Origin of the sequence: Streptacidiphilus jeojiensis (assembly GCF_042510965.1) — a bacterium.
GTDB lineage: Bacteria > Actinomycetota > Actinomycetes > Streptomycetales > Streptomycetaceae > Streptacidiphilus > Streptacidiphilus jeojiensis.
Genome location: NZ_JBEUKS010000004.1, coordinates 108,433 through 130,553 on the forward strand (window position 1 = coordinate 108,433; position 22,121 = coordinate 130,553).

Annotated in this window: 18 protein-coding genes; 8 read left to right on the forward strand and 10 right to left on the reverse strand. The window is 72.3% G+C overall.

Going from position 1 to position 22,121, the window contains the following annotated elements; genetic code table 11:
- Position 1 precedes the first annotated feature (1 nt).
- Entirely contained in the window at positions 2-496 is a 495-nt protein-coding gene (locus tag ABUW04_RS12840) for an LURP-one-related/scramblase family protein (protein ID WP_030257976.1), read from the reverse strand.
- Positions 497-641: 145 nt separating this feature from the next.
- Here ABUW04_RS12840 and ABUW04_RS12845 point away from each other — a divergent pair, with 145 nt between their 5' ends.
- Entirely contained in the window at positions 642-2,468 is a 1,827-nt protein-coding gene (locus tag ABUW04_RS12845; RefSeq protein ID WP_380564636.1) for an NHL domain-containing thioredoxin family protein, read from the forward strand.
- 177 nt (positions 2,469-2,645) lie between these two features.
- Here the strand turns inward: ABUW04_RS12845 and ABUW04_RS12850 are convergent, their stop codons facing one another.
- Entirely contained in the window at positions 2,646-3,959 is a 1,314-nt protein-coding gene (locus ABUW04_RS12850; protein WP_030257971.1) for a M18 family aminopeptidase, read from the reverse strand.
- Positions 3,960-4,220: 261 nt separating this feature from the next.
- Positions 4,221-6,053, reverse strand: coding sequence for an acyl-CoA dehydrogenase (locus ABUW04_RS12855; protein WP_380564637.1), 1,833 nt, complete (start codon positions 6,051-6,053; stop codon positions 4,221-4,223).
- A gap of 164 nt (positions 6,054-6,217) precedes the next feature.
- Between ABUW04_RS12855 and ABUW04_RS12860 the strand changes: the two genes are divergently transcribed.
- Entirely contained in the window at positions 6,218-6,751 is a 534-nt protein-coding gene (locus tag ABUW04_RS12860; protein WP_030257968.1) for an SseB family protein, read from the forward strand.
- Between the two features lie 134 nt (positions 6,752-6,885).
- Positions 6,886-7,845, forward strand: coding sequence for a pirin family protein (locus tag ABUW04_RS12865; RefSeq protein WP_030257965.1), 960 nt, complete (start codon positions 6,886-6,888; stop codon positions 7,843-7,845).
- Between the two features lie 89 nt (positions 7,846-7,934).
- Here the strand turns inward: ABUW04_RS12865 and ABUW04_RS12870 are convergent, their stop codons facing one another.
- Positions 7,935-8,756, reverse strand: a complete 822-nt coding sequence (locus ABUW04_RS12870; protein WP_380564638.1) for an integrase — start codon at positions 8,754-8,756, stop codon at positions 7,935-7,937.
- A 208-nt stretch (positions 8,757-8,964) separates the two neighbouring features.
- Between ABUW04_RS12870 and ABUW04_RS12875 the strand changes: the two genes are divergently transcribed.
- From ABUW04_RS12875 to ABUW04_RS12895, 5 genes are all read left to right on the forward strand, one after another.
- Complete coding sequence (locus ABUW04_RS12875; RefSeq protein WP_030257961.1) at positions 8,965-9,189, forward strand: hypothetical protein; 225 nt, start codon at positions 8,965-8,967, stop codon at positions 9,187-9,189.
- Between the two features lie 83 nt (positions 9,190-9,272).
- Entirely contained in the window at positions 9,273-9,968 is a 696-nt protein-coding gene (locus ABUW04_RS12880; protein ID WP_157623874.1) for a hypothetical protein, read from the forward strand.
- Positions 9,969-10,090: 122 nt separating this feature from the next.
- On the forward strand, positions 10,091-10,927 hold the full coding sequence (locus ABUW04_RS12885; RefSeq protein ID WP_380564639.1) for a thioredoxin domain-containing protein: 837 nt from the start codon (positions 10,091-10,093) through the stop codon (positions 10,925-10,927).
- On the forward strand, positions 10,927-11,574 hold the full coding sequence (locus ABUW04_RS12890) for a vitamin K epoxide reductase family protein (protein WP_380564640.1): 648 nt from the start codon (positions 10,927-10,929) through the stop codon (positions 11,572-11,574). Before ABUW04_RS12885 ends, ABUW04_RS12890 begins: the two co-directional genes overlap by 1 nt.
- Positions 11,575-11,659: 85 nt before the next feature.
- On the forward strand, positions 11,660-12,709 hold the full coding sequence (locus ABUW04_RS12895; protein ID WP_380564641.1) for a PucR family transcriptional regulator: 1,050 nt from the start codon (positions 11,660-11,662) through the stop codon (positions 12,707-12,709).
- Here the strand turns inward: ABUW04_RS12895 and ABUW04_RS12900 are convergent.
- The 6 genes from ABUW04_RS12900 to ABUW04_RS12925 form a co-directional block, all read right to left on the reverse strand.
- A complete protein-coding gene (locus ABUW04_RS12900; RefSeq protein ID WP_380564642.1) occupies positions 12,643-17,370 on the reverse strand; it encodes a DNA repair ATPase in 4,728 nt (1,575 codons plus the stop codon). The genes ABUW04_RS12895 and ABUW04_RS12900 overlap by 67 nt on opposite strands.
- A 32-nt stretch (positions 17,371-17,402) precedes the next feature.
- Positions 17,403-19,436, reverse strand: coding sequence for an SPFH domain-containing protein (locus ABUW04_RS12905; protein WP_157623873.1), 2,034 nt, complete (start codon positions 19,434-19,436; stop codon positions 17,403-17,405).
- A gap of 58 nt (positions 19,437-19,494) precedes the next feature.
- On the reverse strand, positions 19,495-19,941 hold the full coding sequence (locus ABUW04_RS12910) for a hypothetical protein (protein ID WP_380564643.1): 447 nt from the start codon (positions 19,939-19,941) through the stop codon (positions 19,495-19,497).
- A gap of 444 nt (positions 19,942-20,385) precedes the next feature.
- Positions 20,386-21,012, reverse strand: a complete 627-nt coding sequence (locus ABUW04_RS12915; protein ID WP_380564644.1) for an alpha-ketoglutarate-dependent dioxygenase AlkB — start codon at positions 21,010-21,012, stop codon at positions 20,386-20,388.
- Positions 21,013-21,046: 34 nt separating this feature from the next.
- Positions 21,047-21,400, reverse strand: coding sequence for an ArsR/SmtB family transcription factor (locus ABUW04_RS12920; protein ID WP_030257945.1), 354 nt, complete (start codon positions 21,398-21,400; stop codon positions 21,047-21,049).
- 77 nt (positions 21,401-21,477) lie between these two features.
- The gene (locus ABUW04_RS12925; protein ID WP_030257944.1) at positions 21,478-22,104 is read right to left on the reverse strand and encodes a LysE/ArgO family amino acid transporter; all 627 of its coding nucleotides are present in this window, start codon (positions 22,102-22,104) and stop codon (positions 21,478-21,480) included.
- Positions 22,105-22,121 lie beyond the last annotated feature (17 nt).

Sequence of the window (22,121 nt, forward strand, 5' to 3'; positions counted from 1 at the left end):
GTCAGTCCCCGTGCCCCTCCATCCGCTGCAGGTGGTCCACGCACACCGCCACGCACAGCAGCAGCGGGACGTCCTGGCCGTCCTCGATGTCGATGCCGTAGGTGTCCCTGAGGGTGAACCACTTGCGCGAGATCCGGGCCACCCGGTCCCCGTTGTCATCCTCGATGTCGAACTCGTGGTCGAGGATGTTGCCGTGGATCTCGAACTCGCGGCCGTCGTCGAGGTGCGCCTCGTACTTGTCCCGGAACGGGGTGAACAGCTTCTTCTTCACCGTGGCGATGGTCTCGCCGTCCCGCTCGATCTTCATGGCGTCGCGGACGCTGACGATCTTCTTCTTGATCACCGCGACCTTCACCCCGGACGGGTCCTTCAGCTCGAAGGTGTCCGAGACCCGCAGCACCTTGCCGTCCACCAGGAACGCCTTGTCGCCGTGCTCGGTGGTGATCCAGTGATCGTCGCCGATCGAGAACATCCGGTCACGCATCAGGAACTTCATGGGTGTCGCCCTCCGGGAGTGGTCCTGTACCGGGTAGGACGCCTTCCCCCAGGAGGGAGTTCCTAGCCGCCCGGGGCAACTGTCCCACTCCCGGGGACGAACCCGGCCCGGAATGCGGACCCGGATCATGCTGTTGGATGGGGACATGGCTTCACGTGCACGCGTTCGCGCTCCCGAACTGGTCGGCAAGGGTGGTTGGCTCAACACCGGCGGCAAGGAACTGACCCTCGGCGATCTCCGGGGGAAGATCGTCCTCCTCGACTTCTGGACCTTCTGCTGCATCAACTGCCTGCACGTCCTGGACGAGCTCCGCGAGCTGGAGGAGAAGCACCGCGACACCCTGGTGATCGTGGGGGTGCACTCGCCCAAGTTCGTGCACGAGGCCGAGCACGGCGCGGTGGTCGACGCGGTGGCCCGGTACGACGTGGCGCACCCGGTGCTGGACGACCCGGAGCTGGTGACCTGGAAGCAGTACGCGGTGCGGGCCTGGCCCACGCTGGTGGTGGTGGACCCGGAGGGGTACGTCGTCGCCCAGCACGCGGGCGAGGGGCACGCGCACGCCATCGCCACCCTGGTGGGAGAGCTGGAGGCGGAGCACGCCGCCAAGGGGACGCTGCGGCGCGGCGACAGCCCCTACGTCCCGCCGGTGGCCGAGCCCGGCGCACTGCGCTTCCCCGGCAAGGCGGTACGGCTGCCGGGCGGCGGCTACCTGGTGGCCGACTCCGGGCACCACTCGCTGGTCGAGCTGGCCGAGGACAGCGAGACCGTGCTGCGCCGGATCGGCGACGGCGAGCGCGGGTTCGTCGACGGACCGGCCGGCACCGCACGGTTCAGCGAGCCGCAGGGCCTGGCCCTGCTGCCCGGGGACAGCAATGGCGGCGCCGTGGTGGTCGCCGACACCGTCAACCACGCGCTGCGCCGGGTGGACCTGGCCACCGGCGAGGTGACCACGGTGGCCGGGACGGGCCGGCAGTGGTGGCAGAACTCCGCCACCTCGGGACCGGCCCGCGAGGTCGACCTCTCCTCTCCCTGGGACGTCGCCTGGTTCGACGGCCGGGTGTGGATCGCCATGGCCGGCACCCACCAGCTGTGGGCCTGGGACCCGGCCGACGGGACCGTCGCCGTGGCGGCCGGGACCACCAACGAGGGCCTGGTCGACGGCCCGGCGGACGAGGCCTGGTTCGCCCAGCCGTCCGGACTGGCCGTCAGCCCGGACGGGCAGCGGCTCTGGGTGGCCGACTCGGAGACCTCCGCGGTCCGCTCCGTCGCCGCGGGCACGCACCTGGTCAGCACCGCCGTGGGCACCGGGCTGTTCGACTTCGGGCACCGGGACGGCGCGGCCGAGCAGGCGCTGCTGCAGCACCCGCTCGGGGTGACCGTGCTGCCCGACGGCTCGGTCGCGATCGCGGACACCTACAACCACGCGCTGCGCCGCTACGACCCGTCCAGCGGCGAGGTCACCACCCTGGCCACCGACCTGCGCGAGCCCTCCGGCGCGGTGGTGGTGGACGGTGACATCGTCGTGGTCGAGTCGGCCCGGCACCGGCTCACCCGGCTGCGGCTGCCCGAGGAGGCGGTCCAGGTCGAGGCCGCGGCGCACCGGACCCAGCGTCCGGCCACCGAGGTCGCCCCGGGCGCACTGCGGCTCGACGTGATCTTCACGCCGCCGGCCGGGCAGAAGCTGGACACCAGCTTCGGGCCCGCCACCCGGCTGCTGGTCAGCTCCACCCCGCCCGAACTGCTGCTCGCCGGCGAGGGCTCGGACACCGCGCTCGACCGCGAGCTGCGGCTGAACCCGGCGGTCACCGAGGGAGTGCTGCACATCAGCGCGATGGCCGCCTCCTGCGACGACGACCCGGCGATCGAGTACCCGACCTGCCATGTCCACCAGCAGGACTGGGGCGTCCCGGTCCGGCTGGTGGAGGGGGCGGCCTCGCGGCTGCCGCTGGTTCTTGCGGGCATGGACGGGTAGGGCGGTGCTGCACGGGCTGCGGCGTGTGCTTGGCTTGTCGCGCAGTTCCTCGCGCCCCCAGCACGTGCAACTGGCTCTGTTGCACATGCTCAGGGGCGCGAGGCTCTGCTCGATGAAAAGCGCGCGCGGCCAACCCTGCACACGCCGCAGCCAATGCAACAACCGTCGGCGGCGGTCTCACCCCTCCAGGAAGGCCTTGAGCGCTGCCGCCAGCAGGAACGGGTCGTCGGCGCCGCACAGTTCGCGGGCCGAGTGCATCGACAGCGCCGCGATGCCGCAGTCCACGGTGGAGATGCCCAGCCTGGCGGCGGTGATCGGGCCGATGGTGGTGCCGCAGGGCATCGAGTTGTTGGAGACGAAACTCTGCCAGGGCACCCCGGCCCGCTCGCAGGCCGCGGCGAAGACGGCCCGGCCGATGCCGTTGGTGGCATAGCGGTTGTTGACGTTGACCTTGAGGATCGGGCCGCCGTTGGGCAGCGGGTGGTGCCCCGGCTCGTGCCGCTCGCTGTAGTTGGGGTGCACCGCGTGGCCCATGTCCGAGGACAGGCAGATCGTCCCGGCCAGCGCCCGGGCCCGGTCCTCCAGGTTGCCGCCGCGGGAGAAGACCGAACGCTCCAGGACGTTGCCGAGCAGCGGGCCCTGGGCGCCGGTGTCGGACTCGCTGCCGTTCTCCTCGTGGTCGAAGGCGGCGACCACCGGGAGGTAGGGCAGCTCGTCGGCGCCCGGCGCGGAGGCGACCGCCGCCAGCGCCGCGGTGGCGGCGTGCACCGAGAGCAGGTTGTCCAGCCGCGGCGCCGCCAGCAGCTCGCGGTCCCGGCCCAGGTAGGACGGCGGCTGGACGTCATGGGTCATCAGGTCCCAGCCGACCACCTCGTCCGGGTCCAGTCCGGCGGCGCGGGAGACGTAGTCGATCAGTGAGCCCTCGGTGGGCCGGCCCAGGCCCCAGACCGGGGTGAGGTGCCGCTGCTTGTCGAGCGTCATGCCGTCGTTGACCTGGCGGTCCAGGTGGATCGCCAGCTGCGGCACCCGGAGCAGCGCCTCGTCGAGCTGGACCAGCCGGGCGGTGCCGTCGCGCAGCGCGAGCCGTCCGGACAGCCCGAGGTCGCGGTCCAGCCAGGTGTTCAGCGGGACGCCGCCGTAGATCTCCACGGCGACCTGGCGCCAGCCCACCGAGCCGGTGTCCGGGACCGGCTTGACCCGGAGGTTGGGCGAGTCGGTGTGGGTGCCGACGATGCGGAACGGGGTCGCCGCGGTCACTCCCGCGGGGACGTACCAGGCGATGAGCGCACCACCGCGGATGACATAGCGCCCCCCTGCCGTGCCCTCCCAGGACGCGGTCTCCTCGACCTGCCGGAAGCCCGCCTTCTCCAGCCGCTCCGCGGCACTGGCCACCGCGTGGTACGGCGATGGACTGGCCTGCAGGAACGCGATGAGGTCGTCGGTGTGGCTGCGGTCGAAGGCGACGCCGCCCGCGCCGGCTGCGCTGGTCAATGCTGCTCCAGGGGTGAGGGGAGGGCTGGTACGTGGGCGGGGCCCCTCCTGGGAAGGGCCCCGCCCACGTTTCCTGCCGTCCGAGCCTACGCCCGGCTGTTCATCGCTTCGTCGCTACGACCACGGACCGGTGTCGGAGAAGTGCCACTTGACGTGTACTTGTCCGACATCTTCTCGTCAAGATCTGGTCAAGGGACCTGACACGGCGGCCCGACCGGGATCAGAATGCCGCCTCCGGCAGGTCCATACTGCGCTCATGGATCAGAACCCTGCCTCCGGCAGGTCCATGATCGAATTGTCGATGCCCTCGGCGATCAGCCGCTGGGCGTGCACCGTCGGCAGCACCGTGCGGCTGAAGAAGCGGGCCGCGGCGACCTTGCCCTGGTAGAAGGCGGTGTCCTTCTCGGAGGTCCCGCCCTCGGCCAGCTTCGCCTGGGCGACCGCGGCCTGGCGCAGCAGCAGCCAGCCGATCACCACGTCGCCGGAGACCAGCAGCAGTCGGGTGGTGTTCTGGCCGACCTTGTACATGTTTCGGACGTCCTGCTCGACCGAGCCCAGCTGGTTGAGCATGGCGCCGACGATGGCCTCCAGGTCGCCGGCCGAGGCGGCCAGCTGCTCCCGCTCGGCGGCCAGCTCGTCGCCGCCGAGACCGGAGGCGATGGCCTTCTGGATCTGCTCCGAGAGCGCGGTCAGGGCCTGGCCCTGGTCCTTGACGATCTTCCGGAAGAAGAAGTCCTGGCCCTGGATGGCGGTGGTGCCCTCGTAGAGGGTGTCGATCTTGGCGTCCCGGATGTACTGCTCGACCGGGTACTCCTGGAGGTAGCCGGAGCCGCCGAAGGTCTGCAGCGACTGGGCCAGCTGCTCGTAGGACTTCTCCGAGCCGTAGCCCTTGACGATCGGCAGCAGCAGGTCGTTGAGCCGCTCGGCCGCGTCGGCGGACTCGCCGCGGGCCTTGAGCAGCTGGATCTCGTCCTGGACGCTTGCGGTGTAGAGCACCAGCGCGCGCATGCCCTCGACGTAGGCCTTCTGCGTCAGCAGCGAGCGGCGGACGTCGGGGTGGTGGGTGATGGTGACCCGGGGGGCGGCCTTGTCCAGGAACTCGGCGAGGTCCGGACCCTGCACCCGCTCCTTGGCGTACTCCAGGGCGTTGAGGTAGCCGGTGGAGAGCGTGGCGATGGCCTTGGTGCCGACCATCATCCGGGCGAACTCGATGATCCGGAACATCTGCCGGATGCCGTCGTGCTTCTCACCCAGCAGCCAGCCGCGGGCCGGGTGCTTGGCGCCGAAGGTCATCTCGCAGGTGTTGGAGGCCTTCAGGCCCATCTTGTGCTCGACGTTGGTGGCGTAGACGCCGTTGCGCTCGCCCAGCTCGCCGGTCTCCCAGTCGAAGTCGTACTTCGGCACGATGAACAGCGAGAGGCCCTTGGTGCCGGGGCCGTGGCCCTCGGGGCGGGCCAGCACCATGTGGATGATGTTGTCGGACATGTCGTGCTCGCCCGAGGTGATGAAGCGCTTGACGCCCTCGATGTGCCAGGAGCCGTCGGCCTGCTGGACCGCCTTGGTGCGGCCCGCGCCGACGTCCGAGCCGGCGTCGGGCTCGGTGAGCACCATGGTGGAGCCCCACTGCTTGTCGGCCATCAGCTGGGCGACCTTGAGCTGCTCCTCGGTGCCCTCCTCGGCGATGACGCCGGCGAAGGCCGGGCCGGAGGAGTACATCCACACCGCCGGGTTGGAGCCCAGCACCATCTCGGCGTAGGCCCAGATCAGGCTGGAGGGGGTGGGGGTGCCGCCGATGGACTCGGGGATGCCGAGGCGCCACCACTCGGCGTCCATGTAGGCCTGGTAGCTCTTCTTGAAGGTCTCCGGCACCGGGGCGGTGCTGGTCGCCGGGTCGAAGACCGGCGGGTTGCGGTCCGCGTCGGCGAAGGAGGCAGCCAGCTCGTTCTCGGCGAGACGGGCTATCTCGGCGAGGATGCTCTTCGCCGTCTCCACGTCCATGTCGGCGAAAGGACCGCTCCCGTAGACCTCGTCGCGGCCGAGCACCTCGAAGAGGTTGAACTCCAGGTCGCGGAGGTTGGACTTGTAGTGACCCATGGAACCTTCTCCGGTCATCGCGTCGGTAGGTGCCGGGATGTGCGCGGACGCAGTGGAGACAGCGTCCCCTACCCAGCGGTAATCACTATGATGCTACCCGCAGGTAACTTATTTCAACCCCACCGGGCCGTCCGGGTGGCGTCGAACTCGATAACCTTGGCCCTGTGTACGGCTACGAGCAAACGACGAGCGGCGCCGGACCCGGCTACCAGGGCGGCCCCTACCAGCAGCAGAACCCCTCCGGAATGGGCCCCGACCTGGGCGCCGGGATGGCCGGCGGCGGCATGGGCGGGTACGGGCAGCCGCAGCAGCCCCAGCAGCCGCTCTACCCGGAGCCGTCGCCGCCGTCACTGAGCGACGCCGTGCGCGCCTTCACCACCGGCGGCCTGCCGGTGGAGGACTTCCAGTCGATCTTCATCACCTCCAAGGTCTACTGCCCGCGCGGGGAGCGCCCCGGATTCCTGGCGCTGCACAACACCCCGCAGCCGGTGATCCCGATGTTCAGCTCGCTGAAGGAGCTGCGCCGCTACGCCGGCAAGGAGTCCAAGTACTTCACCGTCACCGGCGCCGAGGTGCTGGACCTGCTGCCGACCGGCTACGGCTTCGCGATGGACATGGAGGGCGAGCACCGGATGGTGTTCGACGCCAAGGCCGTGGAGCAGATGGTCGACTTCACCATGCGCCGCATGTACGGCTGAGACCCGCCCCAGGAACGGCCGGGCCGCTGCATGACGCAATGGTTGAAGTTTCAACTTGCTTTCGGTTGATGCATCAACTAACCTCATGGGTGTCGGCAGGAATTGCCGCCCATGCTTCATCAGAGGAGGACGCCATGCCCGCAGTGACAGTCGAGAACCCGCTGGTCCTGCCGCGGGTGGAGGCTCCGGACCCGACCACGTCGACGGCCCGTCCGGTGCTCCAGGTGGTGACCGCGCCCGAGGGCTACGAGGGCGAGGGCTTCCCGGTCCGCCGGGCGTTCGCGAAGATCAACACCAAGTACCTGGACCCGTTCATCATGATGGACCAGATGGGCGAGGTGGAGTACGCGGCCGGCGAGCCCAAGGGCACCCCCTGGCACCCGCACCGCGGCTTCGAGACGGTGACCTACCTGATCGACGGCAAGTTCATCCACAAGGACTCGACCGGCGGCGGCGGCTTCCTCGGCGACGGCGACACCCAGTGGATGACCGCCGGCGCGGGCATCCTGCACATCGAGACCCCGCCCGAGGACCTGGTGGTCTCCGGCGGCCTGTTCCACGGGCTGCAGCTGTGGGTCAACCTGCCGGCCTCCGACAAGATGATCCAGCCCAAGTACCAGGACATCTCCGGCGCCAACGTCAAGCTGCTGACCACCCCGGACGGCGGCGCGGTGCTGCGGCTGATCGCCGGCGAGATCGGCGGGGTGCAGGGCCCCGGTGCCACGCACACCCCGATCACGATGATCCACGCCACGGTCAGCCCCGGCGCCCGGATCACCCTGCCCTGGCGCAGCGACTTCAACGCCCTGGTGTACGCGCTGAACGGGCGCGGCACGGTCGGCGAGGAGAACCGTCCGCTGCAGATGGGCCAGGCGGTGCTGTTCGGCGACGGCGACAGCATCACCGTCCAGGCGGACGCCACCCAGGAGTCCCGCTCCCCCAACCTGGACCTGGTGATCCTCGGCGGACAGCCGATCCGCGAGCCGGTGGCGCACTACGGGCCGTTCGTGATGAACAGTCACCGCGAGCTGCAGCAGGCCGTGGAGGACTTCCAGTCCGGACGCTTCGGCACCATCCCGGCCGAGCACAACTGAGACACCCCGCAAGCGGGTTGACCACCCGCCCGCGGAGGCCCGGCGCAGCACTGCGCCGGGCCTCCGGCACGAGCCGGGGCCCGGGCGGCTCAGCGGAGCCGGGCGTAGACCACCGTGGCGTCGTCCCGGGCCTTGCCGCGCGGCCAGCGGGTGCAGGAGGCGTCGCCCGCCTCCGCCTCGCGGACCCGGCGGAGCAGCTCCGCCGGTCCCTGACGTTCCAGCAGCGTCATCGCGTCCGGCCAGCTGCCCAGGTCGAACCGCTCCACATAGCGCGAGGAGCCGTCGGTGAGCGCGGCGAACGAGCGCAGTTCGGCCAGCGCGACCGAACCGGTCTGCGCATGCTCGGCCGCCTTCGGCAGCGCGGCGGCGATCCACGGGCCGCGCCCGGTGTTGCGGGCCGCCCGGACCGCCAGCGCGTAGCGCATGTGCAGCGCGGCGCGTTCCGGGGTGCCGGGCGGCATCGCGTGCACCTCGCGCCGCAGCGCCTCCCCGGCCGGGAAGGGCTGGTTGTCGCCGATCACCTCGACCGTCCCGAACCGGTCCAGCACCAGCAGCGAGTCGCCGAGCACCAGGTACTGCAGCACCGGACCGTGGTGCCGCACCGCGACCACCATCGCGGCAGGGGTGTTGGGGTGCGCCAGGTCACAGCGGGCGCCGTGCAGCGAGGCGGTCTCGGCGATGGCGTCGCCGAGGCACTGGGCCATCGTGCGGTCGGGCCGGTCCACCAGCCTGGCCAGCAGATGCGCGCCCAGCCGGCGCGCGTACCAGGCGGTGCCGTGCTCGCAGCCGGACTCCATCGCGGCCGGCGAACTCGACCCGTCCAGCAGGACCAGCGCCTCCGGCGTCATCACCGTGTAGTCCTCGCTCACCCGATCAGGGCGTTGCGCCTCCCCCGCCATCTCCACGCGCATAGCTGACAGTGTGCGCGACCTGTGCGTTGTGGGACAGGGCTTCGTCAGCCGTTCCCCCGCAGAGGTGGACGGCAGCACGGCTGTACGGCGGCCGAGGGCCCCCGAGAGGCCCACAGCAGGCCCACAGGAGGCCGGAGTCAGGCACGAATGCGTCTCGACTCGGCAGCGGATCTGCCCCTCACGCTTCACCTGGCGCATACTTCAGGTAATGACCAGAACCGCCGCGACCCGGCGCCACATGCCCACCAGTCCCTTCAAGGCACCTGCCGCACCGCCGACTCCGGAGACGTTCGTCGTCGGAGACATGGTGACGGACGACCAGTACGGGCTCGGACGGATCACCGGAGTCGAGGGGGAGACCGCGGTTATGGTCGACTTCGGCGCCCGGCAGGTCCGAGTCACCACTCCTTTCTCCAAGCTCAGCAAGCTCTGAGGCCGCCGAGGCTTTCCTGAGAGCTCCCTCCGCCGTTCACCGGGTCCTGTGCCGGGTGGGCGGCGGCTGGCATACTCGCCGGTGTGGGCAGCGGACTCCTGGCAGTGAGGGTGATGCGCGCGGCGGTCTTCGCCGGCGTCTCGCTGGCGCTGTCCGCGGGCGGACAGGTCCTGGTCACCCACGCCCCGCTGCCCTTCGCCACCGTGCTGTGGGCCTGGCTGGCGGTCTTCGTCCTGGCCCTGCTGCTGACCGGTGCGGAGCGCGGTTTCGCGCGGATAGCCGCCGTCCTGGTGCCACTGGAGCTGTCGCTCAACGCCATGTTCAACCTAGGCCAGCAGAGCTGTGGCCCGGCTGTGCCGACCACCCCCTCGACCGGCCTGGTGAGCGGGCTGCCCACGCTGCTGCTCTGCGGTCGGGGCAGCGTGCCGGTGCACACCGCGGCGGCCGGCTCGGGCCCGCTCGGCGGGCTGTTCCGGCTGACCCTGCCGGCCGATCCGACGGTCTGGCAGTTCGCCCTGCTGCTGACCGTGCACCTGGCGGCGGCGCTGCTCGCCGCGGCCTGGCTGCGGCGCGGGGAGGCGGCGGTGTTCCGCACCCTGCTCGCCGTCGCGGTGTCCATGACCGCGCCGCTGCGGGTGCTGTTCGCGGTGCTGGTCCCGCCGGCTCCGGCCGGTGTCGCTGTCCCGGCCGCGCCGAGGCGCAGCCAGCCCGGACCCCAGCAGGTCCTGCTCAGGACCGCGCGCAGGCGCGGTCCACCGCTCTGCTCCGCCGTGTGCTGAGCAGTTAGCCACCCCCCTTCACCAGCCGTACGGGCCGCCGGCCCGTGGGGGCGCTGCCGCTGTTCGCGCACATCCGCGTACCGGTTCGGAGCATCCCTCACGGAGCAGGAGCACCCATCACCATGAGCACCGACAGCAAGAACAGCAGGAACAGCAGCAACAGCAACGGCAAGCGGTCCTACGCCAGGACCGAGGCCCGGGACCGGCTGAGCGCCGAGCGCGAGCGCGAGCAGCGGGTGGCCGCGCTGCGGAAGAAGATGCTGATAGGCATCTCGGCCGTGGTCGTCGTCGCGGTCGGGGCCGGGGTCGCGGTGGCCGCCGCCGACTCGGGCTCGTCCGGGGGCGGCAGCGCTTCGGTCGCCGTCCCCGCCAACACCACCGGCAGCGGCGGCACCGTGATCACCTACGGCAAGGCCGACGCGGCCAACACCCTGGACGTCTACGAGGACTTCCGCTGCCCGATCTGCGACGAGTTGGAGAAGGCGGACGGCTCCACCATCACCGCGCTCGCCGACAACGGCACCTACAAGATCCAGTACCACATGGCCACCTTCCTGGACAGCAACCTGGGCGGCTCGGGCTCGGAGAACGCGCTGGCCATGGCCGGGGCCGCGGTCAACGAGAGCGTGGCCAAGTTCGTCCAGCTGCACACCGTGCTCTACGCCAACCAGCCGGAGGAGACCAACGACGCCTTCGCCGACACCGACCACCTGCTCGACCTGGCCCGCAAGGTGCCGGGGCTGGTCACCCCGGCCTTCGAGCAGGCCGTGAAGAACGGCACCTACAAGCCCTGGGCGCAGCAGGTCGCCAAGGCCTTCAACAGCAGCGGCGTCACCGGCACCCCGACGCTCAAGCTCAACGGCAAGACGCTGACCGTCTTCGACAGCAGCACCGGCAAGCCGATCAGCGCCGCCGCCTACCAGGCGCTGGTGCAGCAGACCATCGCGGCGGCCAAGTAGTGAGCGCCACCGCGACCACGGCCCCGGCCGTGCCGGAGGAGCGCCGCACCGCCGCGACGGTGCCGACGGGCAGGGCGTTCGCGCTGCTGCTGGTGATCGCCGGGGCGGCGGGTCTGGCCGCCTCGGTGATGCTCACCCTGGACAAGATCCGACTGCTGGAGAACCCGAACTACGTCCCCGACTGCAACATCAACCCGATCATCAGCTGCGGCTCGGTCATGCGCACCCCCCAGGCCTCGGTGTTCGGCTTCGCCAACTCGCTGCTGGGCATCGCCGGTTTCGCGGTGGTGGTCACCCTCGGCGTCGGCATCCTGGCCGGGGCCCGCTACCGGCGCTGGTTCTGGCTGGGGCTCCAGGTCGGTGTGCTGGCCGGGATCGTCTTCGTGGGCTGGCTGATCAGCCAGAGCCTCTACGTCATCGGCGCGCTCTGCCCGTACTGCATGGTGGTGTGGACGGCGATGATCCCGCTGTTCTGGTGCACCACCGTGCACAACCTCCGGCACGGGGTCCTCCCGGTGCCGGAGCGCCGGCGCGGCGGGGTCGCGGCGGTCGCCCGGTACCCGTGGGTGCTGCCCGCCCTCTGCTACCTGGTGGTGCTGCTGATGGTGCTGAACCGCTTCTGGTTCTACTGGCGGACCCTGCTCTGATCCGGAACTCCGGGTGGCCATCTGCGTTTGCCGCTACGGCCGTTACGCTTGCGCGTCGCAGTCCGTACGGGGGAGGGAACCGCAGATGGCCACTGCTGTCACAGCAGGGCACGATCCGGCCGAGTGGGCCGGACTGCTGGAGGACGTCGCGAAGACGGGGCGGCGGTTGCGCCGGGAGGAGCTGGAGCAACTGCGCTCCTACGGCGACCGCGCCGCCCAGGAGGGCCGGGGGCTCGCCGAACTGGTGGACGAGCGGCTGGTGCAGACCGGCGCGGTGTGGACCGGGCGGACCGTGGACGGCGCCTCGATGGCGGCGCTGCGGGCCGCGGTGGCAGCGCTGGCCACCGGGCACGGCCGGGCCTACCGGGAGCGGCTGCAGCGCGACGAGTCGGGCCGGCGCGAGTTCGTCGCCGACCTGCTGAGCAGCCGCAGCGACCTCGGCCGGCTGGCCGAGCACGCCGAGCGCTTCGGCCTCAACCTGGCCTGCGCCCATGTGGTCGCGGTGGCCGACGGCGACGGCTACGACCTGGAGGACCCGCTGGTACGGGGCGTCGAGCGGCAGCTGCTGGGCCGCTTCGGCGAGCAGGACGTGCTGCTGGCGGTGAAGCACGGACGGCTGGTCTGCATCGTGCCGGGCGGTCCGGCCGAGGCCCCGGCGGTGCAGGCGTTCGCCGCGCTCACCGAGGGCCGGCGGGTGGTGGTGGGACGGCCGCACAGCGGCCCCGGCGGGGTGGTGCGCTCCTACGAGGAGGCCCGCAACGCGCTGGAGCAGGCCAACCGGCTGCGGCTGCCCGGGCAGCTGCTGCGCGCCGCCGACCTGCTGATCCTGCCGGTGCTGCTGCGCGACCGGGACGCGCTGGAGGAGCTGATCCACGGAGTGCTGGAGCCGCTGGTCGGCGCGCGCGGCGGCCCGGGCCCGCTGCTGGAGACGCTGGCCGCGTACGCCGACTCCCGCTATGTCGCGGCCGAGGCCGCACGGCGGCTGGGGCTGAGCGTGCGGGCGCTGTCCTACCGGCTGGAGCGCATCGCCCGGCTCACCGGGCTGGACCCGGACGACGCGCTGCAGCGCTACACCCTGGAGACGGCGGCCTTCGGGGCCCGGTTGTTGGGGTGGCCGGACCAGGCCGGTTCGTAGCCGCCGGGGGCGTGGTCCGCGGGTTCGTGGTCTGCGGCGGCGTGGTCGGCGCACAGCCGGCGCCAGCGGGCGGTCTGTTCGGCGGTCGCGCGGCCGCGCAGCAGCGCCAGCTTGATCAGGTTGGCCTCGGCGGCGGCGCCCAGGGTCTGCGCCTCGGCCAGGTAGTGGTCGTCGACCAGGGCCTCCAGCTCGGCGTCGTTGAGCACCGGGTCGATCCGGGCGGCCAGCGCCGCCATGGTCCGGTAGGAGCCCTGCAGCAGGAACGGCGGCTCGGTGCGGGTGGCGTCCTGCTGCGCGGCCGAGGCGATGTAGGCGCGGTTGACCTCCAGCACGGTCTGCTGCACCCGGCGCATCCTGGCCAGCACCGCGAGCACCCGGTCCAGGTCCTGGACCGGACGGGCCAGCTGGTCCGCCTGCGCCGAGGGGTCGCCGGCGGCCATCCTGACCAGCAGTCGCAGCTCCTCCGCGGGGCTCCCGGCGAGCGGCGCCAGCACCGGGTTGGCGGCCAGCGCGTTCTCCAGGAAGCTCTGTGCGAACAGGTCCTCACGACCCGTCAGCACCTCGCCGAGGTTCCAGACGTCGGCGCGGTTGGCGAGCATGTCGGGGATCCGGAACCGCTGTCCCGACGTGGTGTAGGGGTTGCCGGCCAGCGAGACCGCGAAGCGGCGGCCGCGCAGGTCGAAGCTGCGGGCCCGGCCGTCGCTGACGGCCTCGATCCGGCGCTGGGCGTCGCACAGCGGGATGAACTTCTGCAGCAGCTCGGACGAGACGTGCTGGATGTCGTCCAGGTGCAGCAGCACATTGCTGCCGGCCTCCAGCGCGAAGACGATCTTCTCGACCTCGCGGCGGGCGGCGGCGTCCGGGGCGCGGTCCGGGTCGAGCGAGGTGGTACCGGCGCCGAGGGCCGGGCCGTCCACGCGCACCATCAGCAGCCCCAGCCGGTCGGCGACGTACTCCAGCAGCGTGGACTTGCCGTAGCCGGGCGGGGAGAGCAGCAGCAGCAGGCCGCTGCGGTCGGCCGAGGTGGAGTCGGCCGAACCCAGCTGCTTGGCCAGGTTGTCGCCGATCAGCGGCAGGTAGACCTCGTCGATCAGCTGGTTGCGGACGAAGCCGGCCAGCGGGCGCGGGCGGTGGTCGTCCAGCCGCAGCCGGGCCCGTTCGGTGGCCAGTGCGTCCGCGCGCTGTCGCTGGAAGGCGCGGAACGCACTGACCCGCTCGGCCCGGAACCGGGCGGCCTGGTAGGGGAGTTGGTCGATGCGGACGGTGAGCCGGCCGTCCTGGATCCGGGGGTGGCTGCCGAGCAGGCCGTCGACGGTCTCGCTCAGCGGGGCGTCGACCGGGTAGCGGGGCAGCTCCGGGGCGCAGAGCTGGGACACCGCCTCGGGCAGCGCGGTCGCGGCGTCCGGGGCGAAGGCGCTGAGCCAGGCGGTGGCGAGCTGGTGCCGGGCCGGGAGGTCGTCGGCGAGTTCCCGCAGGTCGGCTGCGAGCAGCGGGCCGCCGGGGGTCTGCTCGAAGGCGTCCAGCAGGGTGCGCGCGTCGGCACTGGCGGCGAAGCCCTCGGTCGGGTCGGCGAGTTCCTCCAGCAGGTAGTCTCCGGCCGGCGGGGTCTGCGGGAGCCCGGCCGCCGAGCCGAACCGGGCGACGGCGTCGGAGAGTTCGGCGGCCAGGTCGGTCAGCGCCGCGGCCGGGCCGAAGGTGCTGCGGGCCAGGGCCAGTGAGCGGGCCCGGCGCTGCCAGCTGCGGCGCCGGCCCTCGTCCGCACCGTGGGCCCAGAACAGCTGGGCGGCGGCGCGGACCTCGGCGGGGTGCTGCAGCAGGCCGGCCCCGGCGCGCAGCCGCAGCAGGGCGCCGAGGATCAGCACCGCGTCCTGGTCGTGCACGCCCCGCTCGTAGCCCTCGTCGTACGCCGCCTCGGCGGCGCGGCGCACCTGCTGCTCCAACGGTTCGTCAGTGGTGGCGCCCAGCAGGCCTGTTGCCAGGTACTCGGAGCGGTAGAGCAGCGGCGACTCGCTGACCAGCGGCTGGGTCCAGAACTCGCGTCCGGCCAGCAGCGCCGGGTCGTGCGCCGGGCGCCGGTAGCCGGTGCCGGTGACCGAGAAGGCCAGCCCGTCCCCGTCCGGGAGCAGGGTCAGCTCGACGGGCTCGCGGCGGACCGCGAAGCGGTGCCGGCCCAGCCGGACCGTGGCGCCGCCGTCGGCGGACAGGTCGGCCCGGTCCCGCAGGGTGCGGACCGCGGTCTGTCCGGCACCGGTGAGGCCGTCCTCCAGCTCCTGGGCGCGGACCCGGTCGTCGAGCGCGCGCAGTTCGGCGGCCGCGGAACGGACCCGGAGCGCCATCGGGTCGGCGGCCAGCGCGGCGTGCACGTCCTCGGCCGTGTGCAGCCCGGCCAGCCGGCGGCGCAGTGCCTCCAGTGCGCGGCCGGCCGAGTCCGCGAGCCGGTCGGCGCGGGCGGCGGCCTCGTCCAGCAGGGTCTGCCGGCGGGCGGCGAAGGCCTGCTGGATCGACTCGCGGCGTTCGGCTAGCTCGGCCGCCAGGTCCTCGGCCTCGGCGAAGCGGGCCTCCAGGCCGTCCAGCCGCAACAGCAGCCTGGCCAGTTGGTCGGCGGCGGCCGCGGGCGAGTCGGCGGCGGCCAGGGCCGCGGTGGTGGCCTGGGCCAGCAGCGCGGACTCGGCGGCGTGGGCGGAGCGGTGCTCGGTCTCCAGCAGCGAGCGGCGGCGGCTGTCCAGGATCGCCCGGGCCCGGTTGACGGCGGCCAGCACCTCGCCGATGGCGAGCAGCACCGTGGTGCCGGCGCCGGGGTCGGCCGTGACCGCGCCGGTGACCAGGTCGGTGACGGTGGTCAGCGACTCGGCCTGTTCGGCGAGCCGGTCCGCGACCCGTCCCGCCTCGGCGGCGGTGGCCAGCTCCGCTGCTCCGTCCGCGGCCTCTCGGGCGGCGGCGAGCGGGGCGGCGAAGGCGTCGGGGCCGGCGAAGTAGCCGAAGGCGCGTTCGGTCGCCGACTCCAACTCCGTTGCCAGCGAGGCCTCGACGGCCTCCAGTTCGGGCAGGTCCAGCTGCGGCAGCTCGCGCAGCGAACGGGTCCGGCCCTGGGACCGGCGCAGCTCGCCGAGCAGCGCGGTCCAGCCGTCGGCGTCGGTGGGGGGTTCGCCGTGGGAGCGGCGGACCAGGGCGGCCGCCTCCTCCCGGGCCGCGGAGACGGCCTCGGCGGCCCGGGCGGCCAGTGCGCCGATCCTGGCCTGCTCGGCGCCGACCTGTTCGGCGGCGTCGCGCAGTTCGGCCAGCGGCTCCAGCAGCCCGGTGCTGCCCAGCCAGTAGTGCCGGTCGGCGGCCTTGGCGCAGGCGTCCAGGATCAGCGCGGCGTCCACCAGGTCGGCGCCGGAGGCGCTGCGGACCACATCCAGGCAGTCGGCGATGCCGCGGACCAGGTCGGCGTTGCCGATCCGCTCCAACGGGTCCTCGCCGACCTGCTGCGAGGCCGCGAACTCGGCGGAGGCGAAGGGGGTGTGCCACAGCTGCATCTCATGGCCGCGCACCGGTTCGCGGTCCGGCTTGAGCAGGGCGAGGGTGCCGTCGGGCAGCAGGGTGTAGCCGGCGCCGTGCAGCGGTGCCGCGGCCTCGCGGCGCACGGTGTTCCAGGACAGCAGCAGCACCTGGGCCGTGCCCGGCCGGCGCAGCACGTAGAGCAGGTCCTCGCCGCCCAGCGAGGGCAGCACCGCGTCGAAGCGCAGCCCGTCGGTGCCGTCGGTGCGGAAGGCGCGGTTGGTGCCGTCGGCCAGTTCGTAGCCGCCGGGGAAGATCAGGCCCTGCTCGGCCGGCAGCAGCCGGGCCCCCTGGGCCAGCGAGTCCTGCCTGCGGACCGAGCCGGTACGGGTGTTGACGACCAGGTAGCGGTCGGCGGCCTCGTTGTAGGGGCGGACGCAGAGCACCAGCAGCGGTTCCGCGACGGTGTAGGCGATGGCGGCGTCGGCCAGGCTCTGCAGCGGGTCGTCGACCGCCTCCCGGTACAGCTCCCGCCCGTCGACCGCGGAGCGTACGGTCAGGCTGCCGCCGGTGGCGGCCACCGAGACCCGGCCCTCGATCAGCACCCGGCCGCTGTCGTGCTGCTCGCGTCCGGTGGTGGTCCACGGCAGTTCGAAGACCGGCGGGCTGGGCAGCTCGCGCTCGCCGTGGTTGTCCAGGTACTCGGCCTGACGTTCGGCCAGTTTCCACTGCAGCACCCGGATGTCGCCGTCCTGCTCGCCGGTGCGGAACACCGCGAGCAGCCGGGCGGAGGTGGTGCGGACCAGCTCGACCAGGCGGGCGTCGCGGTAGTAGCGCAGCAGCTCGGCCAGGTCCCGGTGGAACCGCTCGTCGTCCAGCAGGCCGGGGACGGTGCCGGGGTCCAGCGGTCCCCCGTCCTCGTCGTGCAGCGAGAGCATGCCCTCGGCCAGGCCCGGCGCCGAGGTCCCCAGCAGCAGGACTCCGGGCCGGATGGCGATGATGCCGCAGGCGGTGGCCTCGGCCGCGGTGCGCAGCCGGGCCGAGGCCGCCAGCTCCAGCACGGGGGCGCCGAAGACCTCCTGCCGGCGGGTGTTCAGCTCCGCCGCCCGGCGGCCGAGCTCGGCCGCGCGGTCCGCGAGCCGGGTCCGCAGGATCTGGAAGGTGCCGTCCTCGACGCCCATGGCTGTTCCCTGCTCCTCTGTGATGCGGTGGATTACTTGGTGGTGCCGTTGACGATCTGGGCCGGGACGGGCGGTACGGCGGGTGCCGTCCCGTCGGCTCCGGTGCCCAGCAGCTTCAGCAGCATGGCCAGGTTCCAGGGGCCGCCGGCCGCCAGCGAGCTGAGCACCTCGGTGGCGTCCTTGCTGAAGCTCTTCTCGCCGCTCAGCCACTCGGCACCCAGTGCCTTGATGACGTCGGAGTTGTCCACCGCCGCGTCGATGCCCTTGCCGAAGGAGACCGCGCCGACCAGCTTCTCGAAGAACATGCTGTCGCCGCCGACGATGTCGATGTCCGCGCTGGTGAGACCGGCGGCCAGGACCGACGCCTGGGCCTCGGCGACCTTGCGCTGCACCTCCAGCGCGGCCAGCCTGACCTCCTTGTCCGCGGCCAGCCGCAGCCGGAACTCCTCGTGCGCCCGGGACACCTCGTCCAGCGCGGCCATCGCCGCCGCCTTCTCCTTGAGGCCGGCCGCCTCGCCCAGCAGCCGCTCCCTGATCCCGGCCGCGTCCGCCATCGCCTTGCTCTCGGCGACCGCGGCCTCGGCCAGGCCGGCCTTCTCGATGCCGACCGCCTTCTGCTGCAGGCCCTCGGCCTCGGCCTCCATCTTCGCCCTGATGCCGGCCGCGTCCGCCATCGCCTGACGCTCCGACACCTCGGCCTGGGCCAGCCCGGCCGCGCCGACCCTGGCCCGCTCGCCCTCGGCCAGCCGCACCGCGGCGGTGGCGTCCAGCTCCGCGGTCTGCTGCCGGGCCTCGGCCAGCACCAGCTGCTCCCGGGCGGAGAACTGCGCGGTCTGCTCGGCGGCCTCGGCCGCCTTGATGTCCTTGACCAGCTGCTCCTGGGCCTCGCCCTCAGCGGTGATGATCACGGCCTGGCGGGTGCGCTCGGCCTCCTGCACCACCCGGACCCGCTTGATCTCCTCCTCCTGCTCGGCGACGGTGCGGTCCACCGCGATGCGCTCGCGCACCACCTCGGCGACGCCCCGGCGCTCCACCTCGACCTGGCGCTCCATCTCGGCGCGGGACAGCTCGACCTCGCGCTCCCGGTTGACGACCTCCAGCAGCCGGTCCTTCTCGATCCGCTCGGTCTCCACCGCGATCACCCGCTCGCGGTTCTTCTCGGCGACGGCGATCTCCCGCTGCTGGTTCTCCCGCTGGACGCCGAGCAGTTCCTCGGTGCGCAGCAGGGCGCTGTGCGACTTCAGCCGCTCCTCCTCCTGCACCTGCAGGGTGGCCGCCTCCTCCTGGGCACGCAGTGTCTCGATGCCCTTGCGCTGCCGGATCTCGGCCTCGGACCGGCGCCGCTCCAGCTCCAGCACGGCCTCGCGGGCGTCGACGTCCTGGCGGGTGATCTCCATCTGCTCGTTGCGCTGGAAGTCGTTGGTGCGGATGTGCTCCAGCGCGGTCAGTTCGGTGATCTTGCGGATGCCCTGGGCGTCCAGGATGTTGGCCGGGTCCAGCTGCACCATCGGGGTCTGTTCGAGGTGGTCGATGGCCGCGTCCTCGAGGTGGTAGCCGTTGAGGTCGGTGCCGATGGCGGCGATGATCCGGTCCCGGAACTCCTCGCGCTTGGTGTAGAGGTCGATGAAGTCCAGTTGCTTGCCGACGGTGCGCAGCGCCTCGGCGAACTTGGCGGCGAACAGCGTCTGCAGGGTCTCCTGGTGGCTGGCCCGGTCGGTGCCGATCGCCTGGGCCACCTTGACCACGTCCTCCTTGGTCTTGTTGACCCGGACGAAGAAGGTGATCTTGATGTCGGCGCGGATGTTGTCCTGGCAGATCATCCCCTCCCGGCCGGAGCGGACGATCTCGATGGTCTTCACCGAGATGTCCATCACCTCGGCGCGGTGCACCATCGGCAGCACCAGCGCGCCGGTGAAGGTGACGTCGACGTTCTTGGGCTTGTTGATGATCAGGGCCTCGCCCTGCACCACCTTGCGGAACAGCCGGCCGAAGAGCAGCAGCGTGCCCAGGCCGATGAGCAGGAGGACGGCGACGAGCACGCCGATTCCGATCGTGACAACAGACATGACCGACCCTTTGGCGGCCGCTTGAACGGCCTTGGAGTGATTGATTGCTGAAGTTACGTCAGCTGAGCTGACGGGTGCTGGCGCCCGGGACTCCCGGCATCACCCGGAAGAACTCGCCCTCGGCGTCGTAGTCGTAGATCAGTGCTGAGGCGCCCTTGGACAGCGCGCTCCCCGGCCCGGCCGCTTCGTCGAGGCTCTGCCGTACCTGCACCAGGGCCGCGGATCCGTCCTCCGCGCGCACCTCCGCCTGGCCGAAGTCCGGGCCGACCCGCCCGGTGCGGATGACGCAGGGACGTCCGACGAAGTCCCGGCGGGAGGGCGGCGGGGCGGGCGCCGGCATGAGCCGCCGCAGCGGCCAGGCCAGCACCCGGGCCCCCGCCCAGCCGACCACCAGGGCCCCTGCCAGCACGGCACCCCCGTGCCTGCCGTCCAGCAGGGACTGACCGGTCAGCGCGCCGAACCAGGCGAAGGCGACCACCAGCGAAATCGCGACGGTGACCGGCATCCCGCCCAGCCCGAACGTTCTCTGCAGACCCCCGTTGAGGTGGCGCAGTCCGCCGCGGACACCACCGTGGTGGTGCCCAGCCGGACCTCCGTGACCGCCACCGTGGCTGCCCCCGTGACCGCCGTGGCCGCCGCCGTGGCCACCGTGGCCACCCCCGTGACCGCCCCCGTGGCCACCACCCCCGTGGTGTCCCGCGTGCAGGTGTGCTCCCCCGAGCAGAACCAGCACCCAGTACGCCACGACGACGACCAGTGCGAAGCTGAAGACCACGGTCGGGAACCCCGTGACCACCCCCGTGAAGCCACCCACTGCTGTCGCCGCCTCTGCAGATCCTCCGTAGTGGCACTCCGTGCCACCTGGGCCAGAGTGACAGCGGCGGAGCAGCCCGCGCACTGCGTGATCCCGGCAGTCTTAACGGTCCTTTGACGTCCGGGATCTGATCATTCAGGCCACTCCGCGCGGGCGGAACTGGATGCTGATCCGGGGGCCGACCCGCCGGGCCGTCTTGGGCACCGCGTGGTCGTGGGTGCGCTGGCAGGAGCCGCCCATGACCAGCAGATCGCCGTGGCCGGGCATCAGCCGCACGGTGTCCCCGCCGTCCCTGGGCCGGAGCAGCAAGGCGCGCGGCTCGCCGACCGAGAGGATCGCGACCATGGTGTCCTCGGACCGTCCCCGGCCGATCCGGTCGCCGTGCCAGGCAACGCTGTCCCGGCCGTCGCGGTAGTAGCAGAGCCCGGCGGTGCGGAACGGCTCCCCCAGCTCGGCCGCGTAGTGGGCGCTCAGCGCCGCACGGGCCCGTTCCAGCACCGGATGCGGGAGTTCGGCGCGGTCGGCGTAGTAGGCCAGCAGCCGCGGGACGCCGACCACGCGCTCGTACATCTCGCGCCGCTCGGCGCGCCAGGGCACGGTCCCGGCCAAGTGCTCGAACAGCAGGTCCGCACCGGTGAGCCAGCCGGGGAGCAGGTCCACCCAGGCGCCGTACCCGAGTGCGGTCCGGCGCACGCCGTCCAACCCCAGCAGGGCGGGGGCCTCCGCCTCGCCGAACAGGGATCCCTGGAGTGCGACGGTCATGGGATCCAGACTACGCCTTCTTCGAACATATGTACTACTCAGCGATCGACCGGTCCGGCTTCTCGCTCAGCACCAGGTCCAGCAGGCCGGGGAAGCGCGCGTCGAACTCGGCCCGGCGCAGCCGGTTCACCCGCCGGGCCCCGCTGTCACGCTGCTCGATCAGCCCGGCCTCGCGCAGCACCGCGAAGTGGTGGCTCAGCGCCGCCTTGCGCACCGGCACGTCGAAGCTGCCGCAGGACCGCTCCCAGTCCCGGCTGGCCGCCAGTTCCCGGACCAGGATCAGCCGCACCGGATCGGCCAGCGCCGCGAGCGCGCCCTGCAGCGGCACCTCGCGCGGATGCCGGTGCTCCGGCGCGCCCCGGCCCGCTGCGGTTTCGGCGGTCCCCATGACGACCCCTCGGTTCTGTTCGTAGTTGATCGAACAGTTTAGTCGGGACGCACCCCTGCCGCCTCAGGCGCGCGTCTTCAGGTACGCAGCACCAGCGCGACACCCATCGCCAGCATGGTCGCCGCGATCAGCAGGTCCAGGGTCCGCCAGGCACCCGGCCGGGCGAACACCGGACCGAGCAGCCGGGCGCCGAAGCCCAGACCGCTGAACCACAGCACACTGCCGGTCGCCGCTCCCAGCGCGAACATCCAGCGGGCCGGCCCGTACCCGGCGGCGACGCTGCCCAGCAGCAGCACGGTGTCCAGGTAGACATGCGGATTGAGCCAGGTGAAGCCGAGGCAGCTGAGCACCGAGGACGCCAGCGACCCCCCGCCGCCGGCCGCTGCGCCCGCCGGTCCCTCGACCAGCCGTCCCGGCCGCAGCGCCCGCCGGGCGGCCAGCAGCCCGTACCCCACCAGGAACGCCCCGCCGATCCAGGCCACCGCGGTGATCACCCCGGGGAAGCCGCGGACCAGGGCGCCGAGGCCGGCCACCCCCAGCGCGATCAGCACCGCGTCGGAGAGGGCGCAGATCCCGACGATCGCCGGGACGTGCTGCCGCCGGATGCCCTGGCGCAGCACGAAGGCGTTCTGGGCGCCGATGGCGACGATCAGCGAGAGGCCGGTGCCGAGCCCGGCCGCGGCGGCGACGATGTCTGCGTCCATGCGTCCGACCGTAGAAG

What these genes read in the sequence shown, in the direction of transcription:
- ABUW04_RS12885 (WP_380564639.1), top strand. Translation starts at nt 10,091, where the DNA reads ATGAGCACCGACAGCAAGAACAGCAGGAACAGCAGCAACAGCAACGGC.
- ABUW04_RS12865 (WP_030257965.1), top strand. Translation starts at nt 6,886, where the DNA reads ATGCCCGCAGTGACAGTCGAGAACCCGCTGGTCCTGCCGCGGGTGGAG.
- ABUW04_RS12900 (WP_380564642.1), bottom strand. Translation starts at nt 17,370, where the DNA reads ATGGGCGTCGAGGACGGCACCTTCCAGATCCTGCGGACCCGGCTCGCG.
- ABUW04_RS12845 (WP_380564636.1), top strand. Translation starts at nt 642, where the DNA reads ATGGCTTCACGTGCACGCGTTCGCGCTCCCGAACTGGTCGGCAAGGGT.
- ABUW04_RS12915 (WP_380564644.1), bottom strand. Translation starts at nt 21,012, where the DNA reads ATGACCGTCGCACTCCAGGGATCCCTGTTCGGCGAGGCGGAGGCCCCC.
- ABUW04_RS12870 (WP_380564638.1), bottom strand. Translation starts at nt 8,756, where the DNA reads ATGCGCGTGGAGATGGCGGGGGAGGCGCAACGCCCTGATCGGGTGAGC.
- ABUW04_RS12920 (WP_030257945.1), bottom strand. Translation starts at nt 21,400, where the DNA reads ATGGGGACCGCCGAAACCGCAGCGGGCCGGGGCGCGCCGGAGCACCGG.
- ABUW04_RS12895 (WP_380564641.1), top strand. Translation starts at nt 11,660, where the DNA reads ATGGCCACTGCTGTCACAGCAGGGCACGATCCGGCCGAGTGGGCCGGA.
- ABUW04_RS12925 (WP_030257944.1), bottom strand. Translation starts at nt 22,104, where the DNA reads ATGGACGCAGACATCGTCGCCGCCGCGGCCGGGCTCGGCACCGGCCTC.
- ABUW04_RS12910 (WP_380564643.1), bottom strand. Translation starts at nt 19,941, where the DNA reads ATGCCGGTCACCGTCGCGATTTCGCTGGTGGTCGCCTTCGCCTGGTTC.
- ABUW04_RS12855 (WP_380564637.1), bottom strand. Translation starts at nt 6,053, where the DNA reads ATGGGTCACTACAAGTCCAACCTCCGCGACCTGGAGTTCAACCTCTTC.
- ABUW04_RS12875 (WP_030257961.1), top strand. Translation starts at nt 8,965, where the DNA reads ATGACCAGAACCGCCGCGACCCGGCGCCACATGCCCACCAGTCCCTTC.
- ABUW04_RS12840 (WP_030257976.1), bottom strand. Translation starts at nt 496, where the DNA reads ATGAAGTTCCTGATGCGTGACCGGATGTTCTCGATCGGCGACGATCAC.
- ABUW04_RS12905 (WP_157623873.1), bottom strand. Translation starts at nt 19,436, where the DNA reads ATGTCTGTTGTCACGATCGGAATCGGCGTGCTCGTCGCCGTCCTCCTG.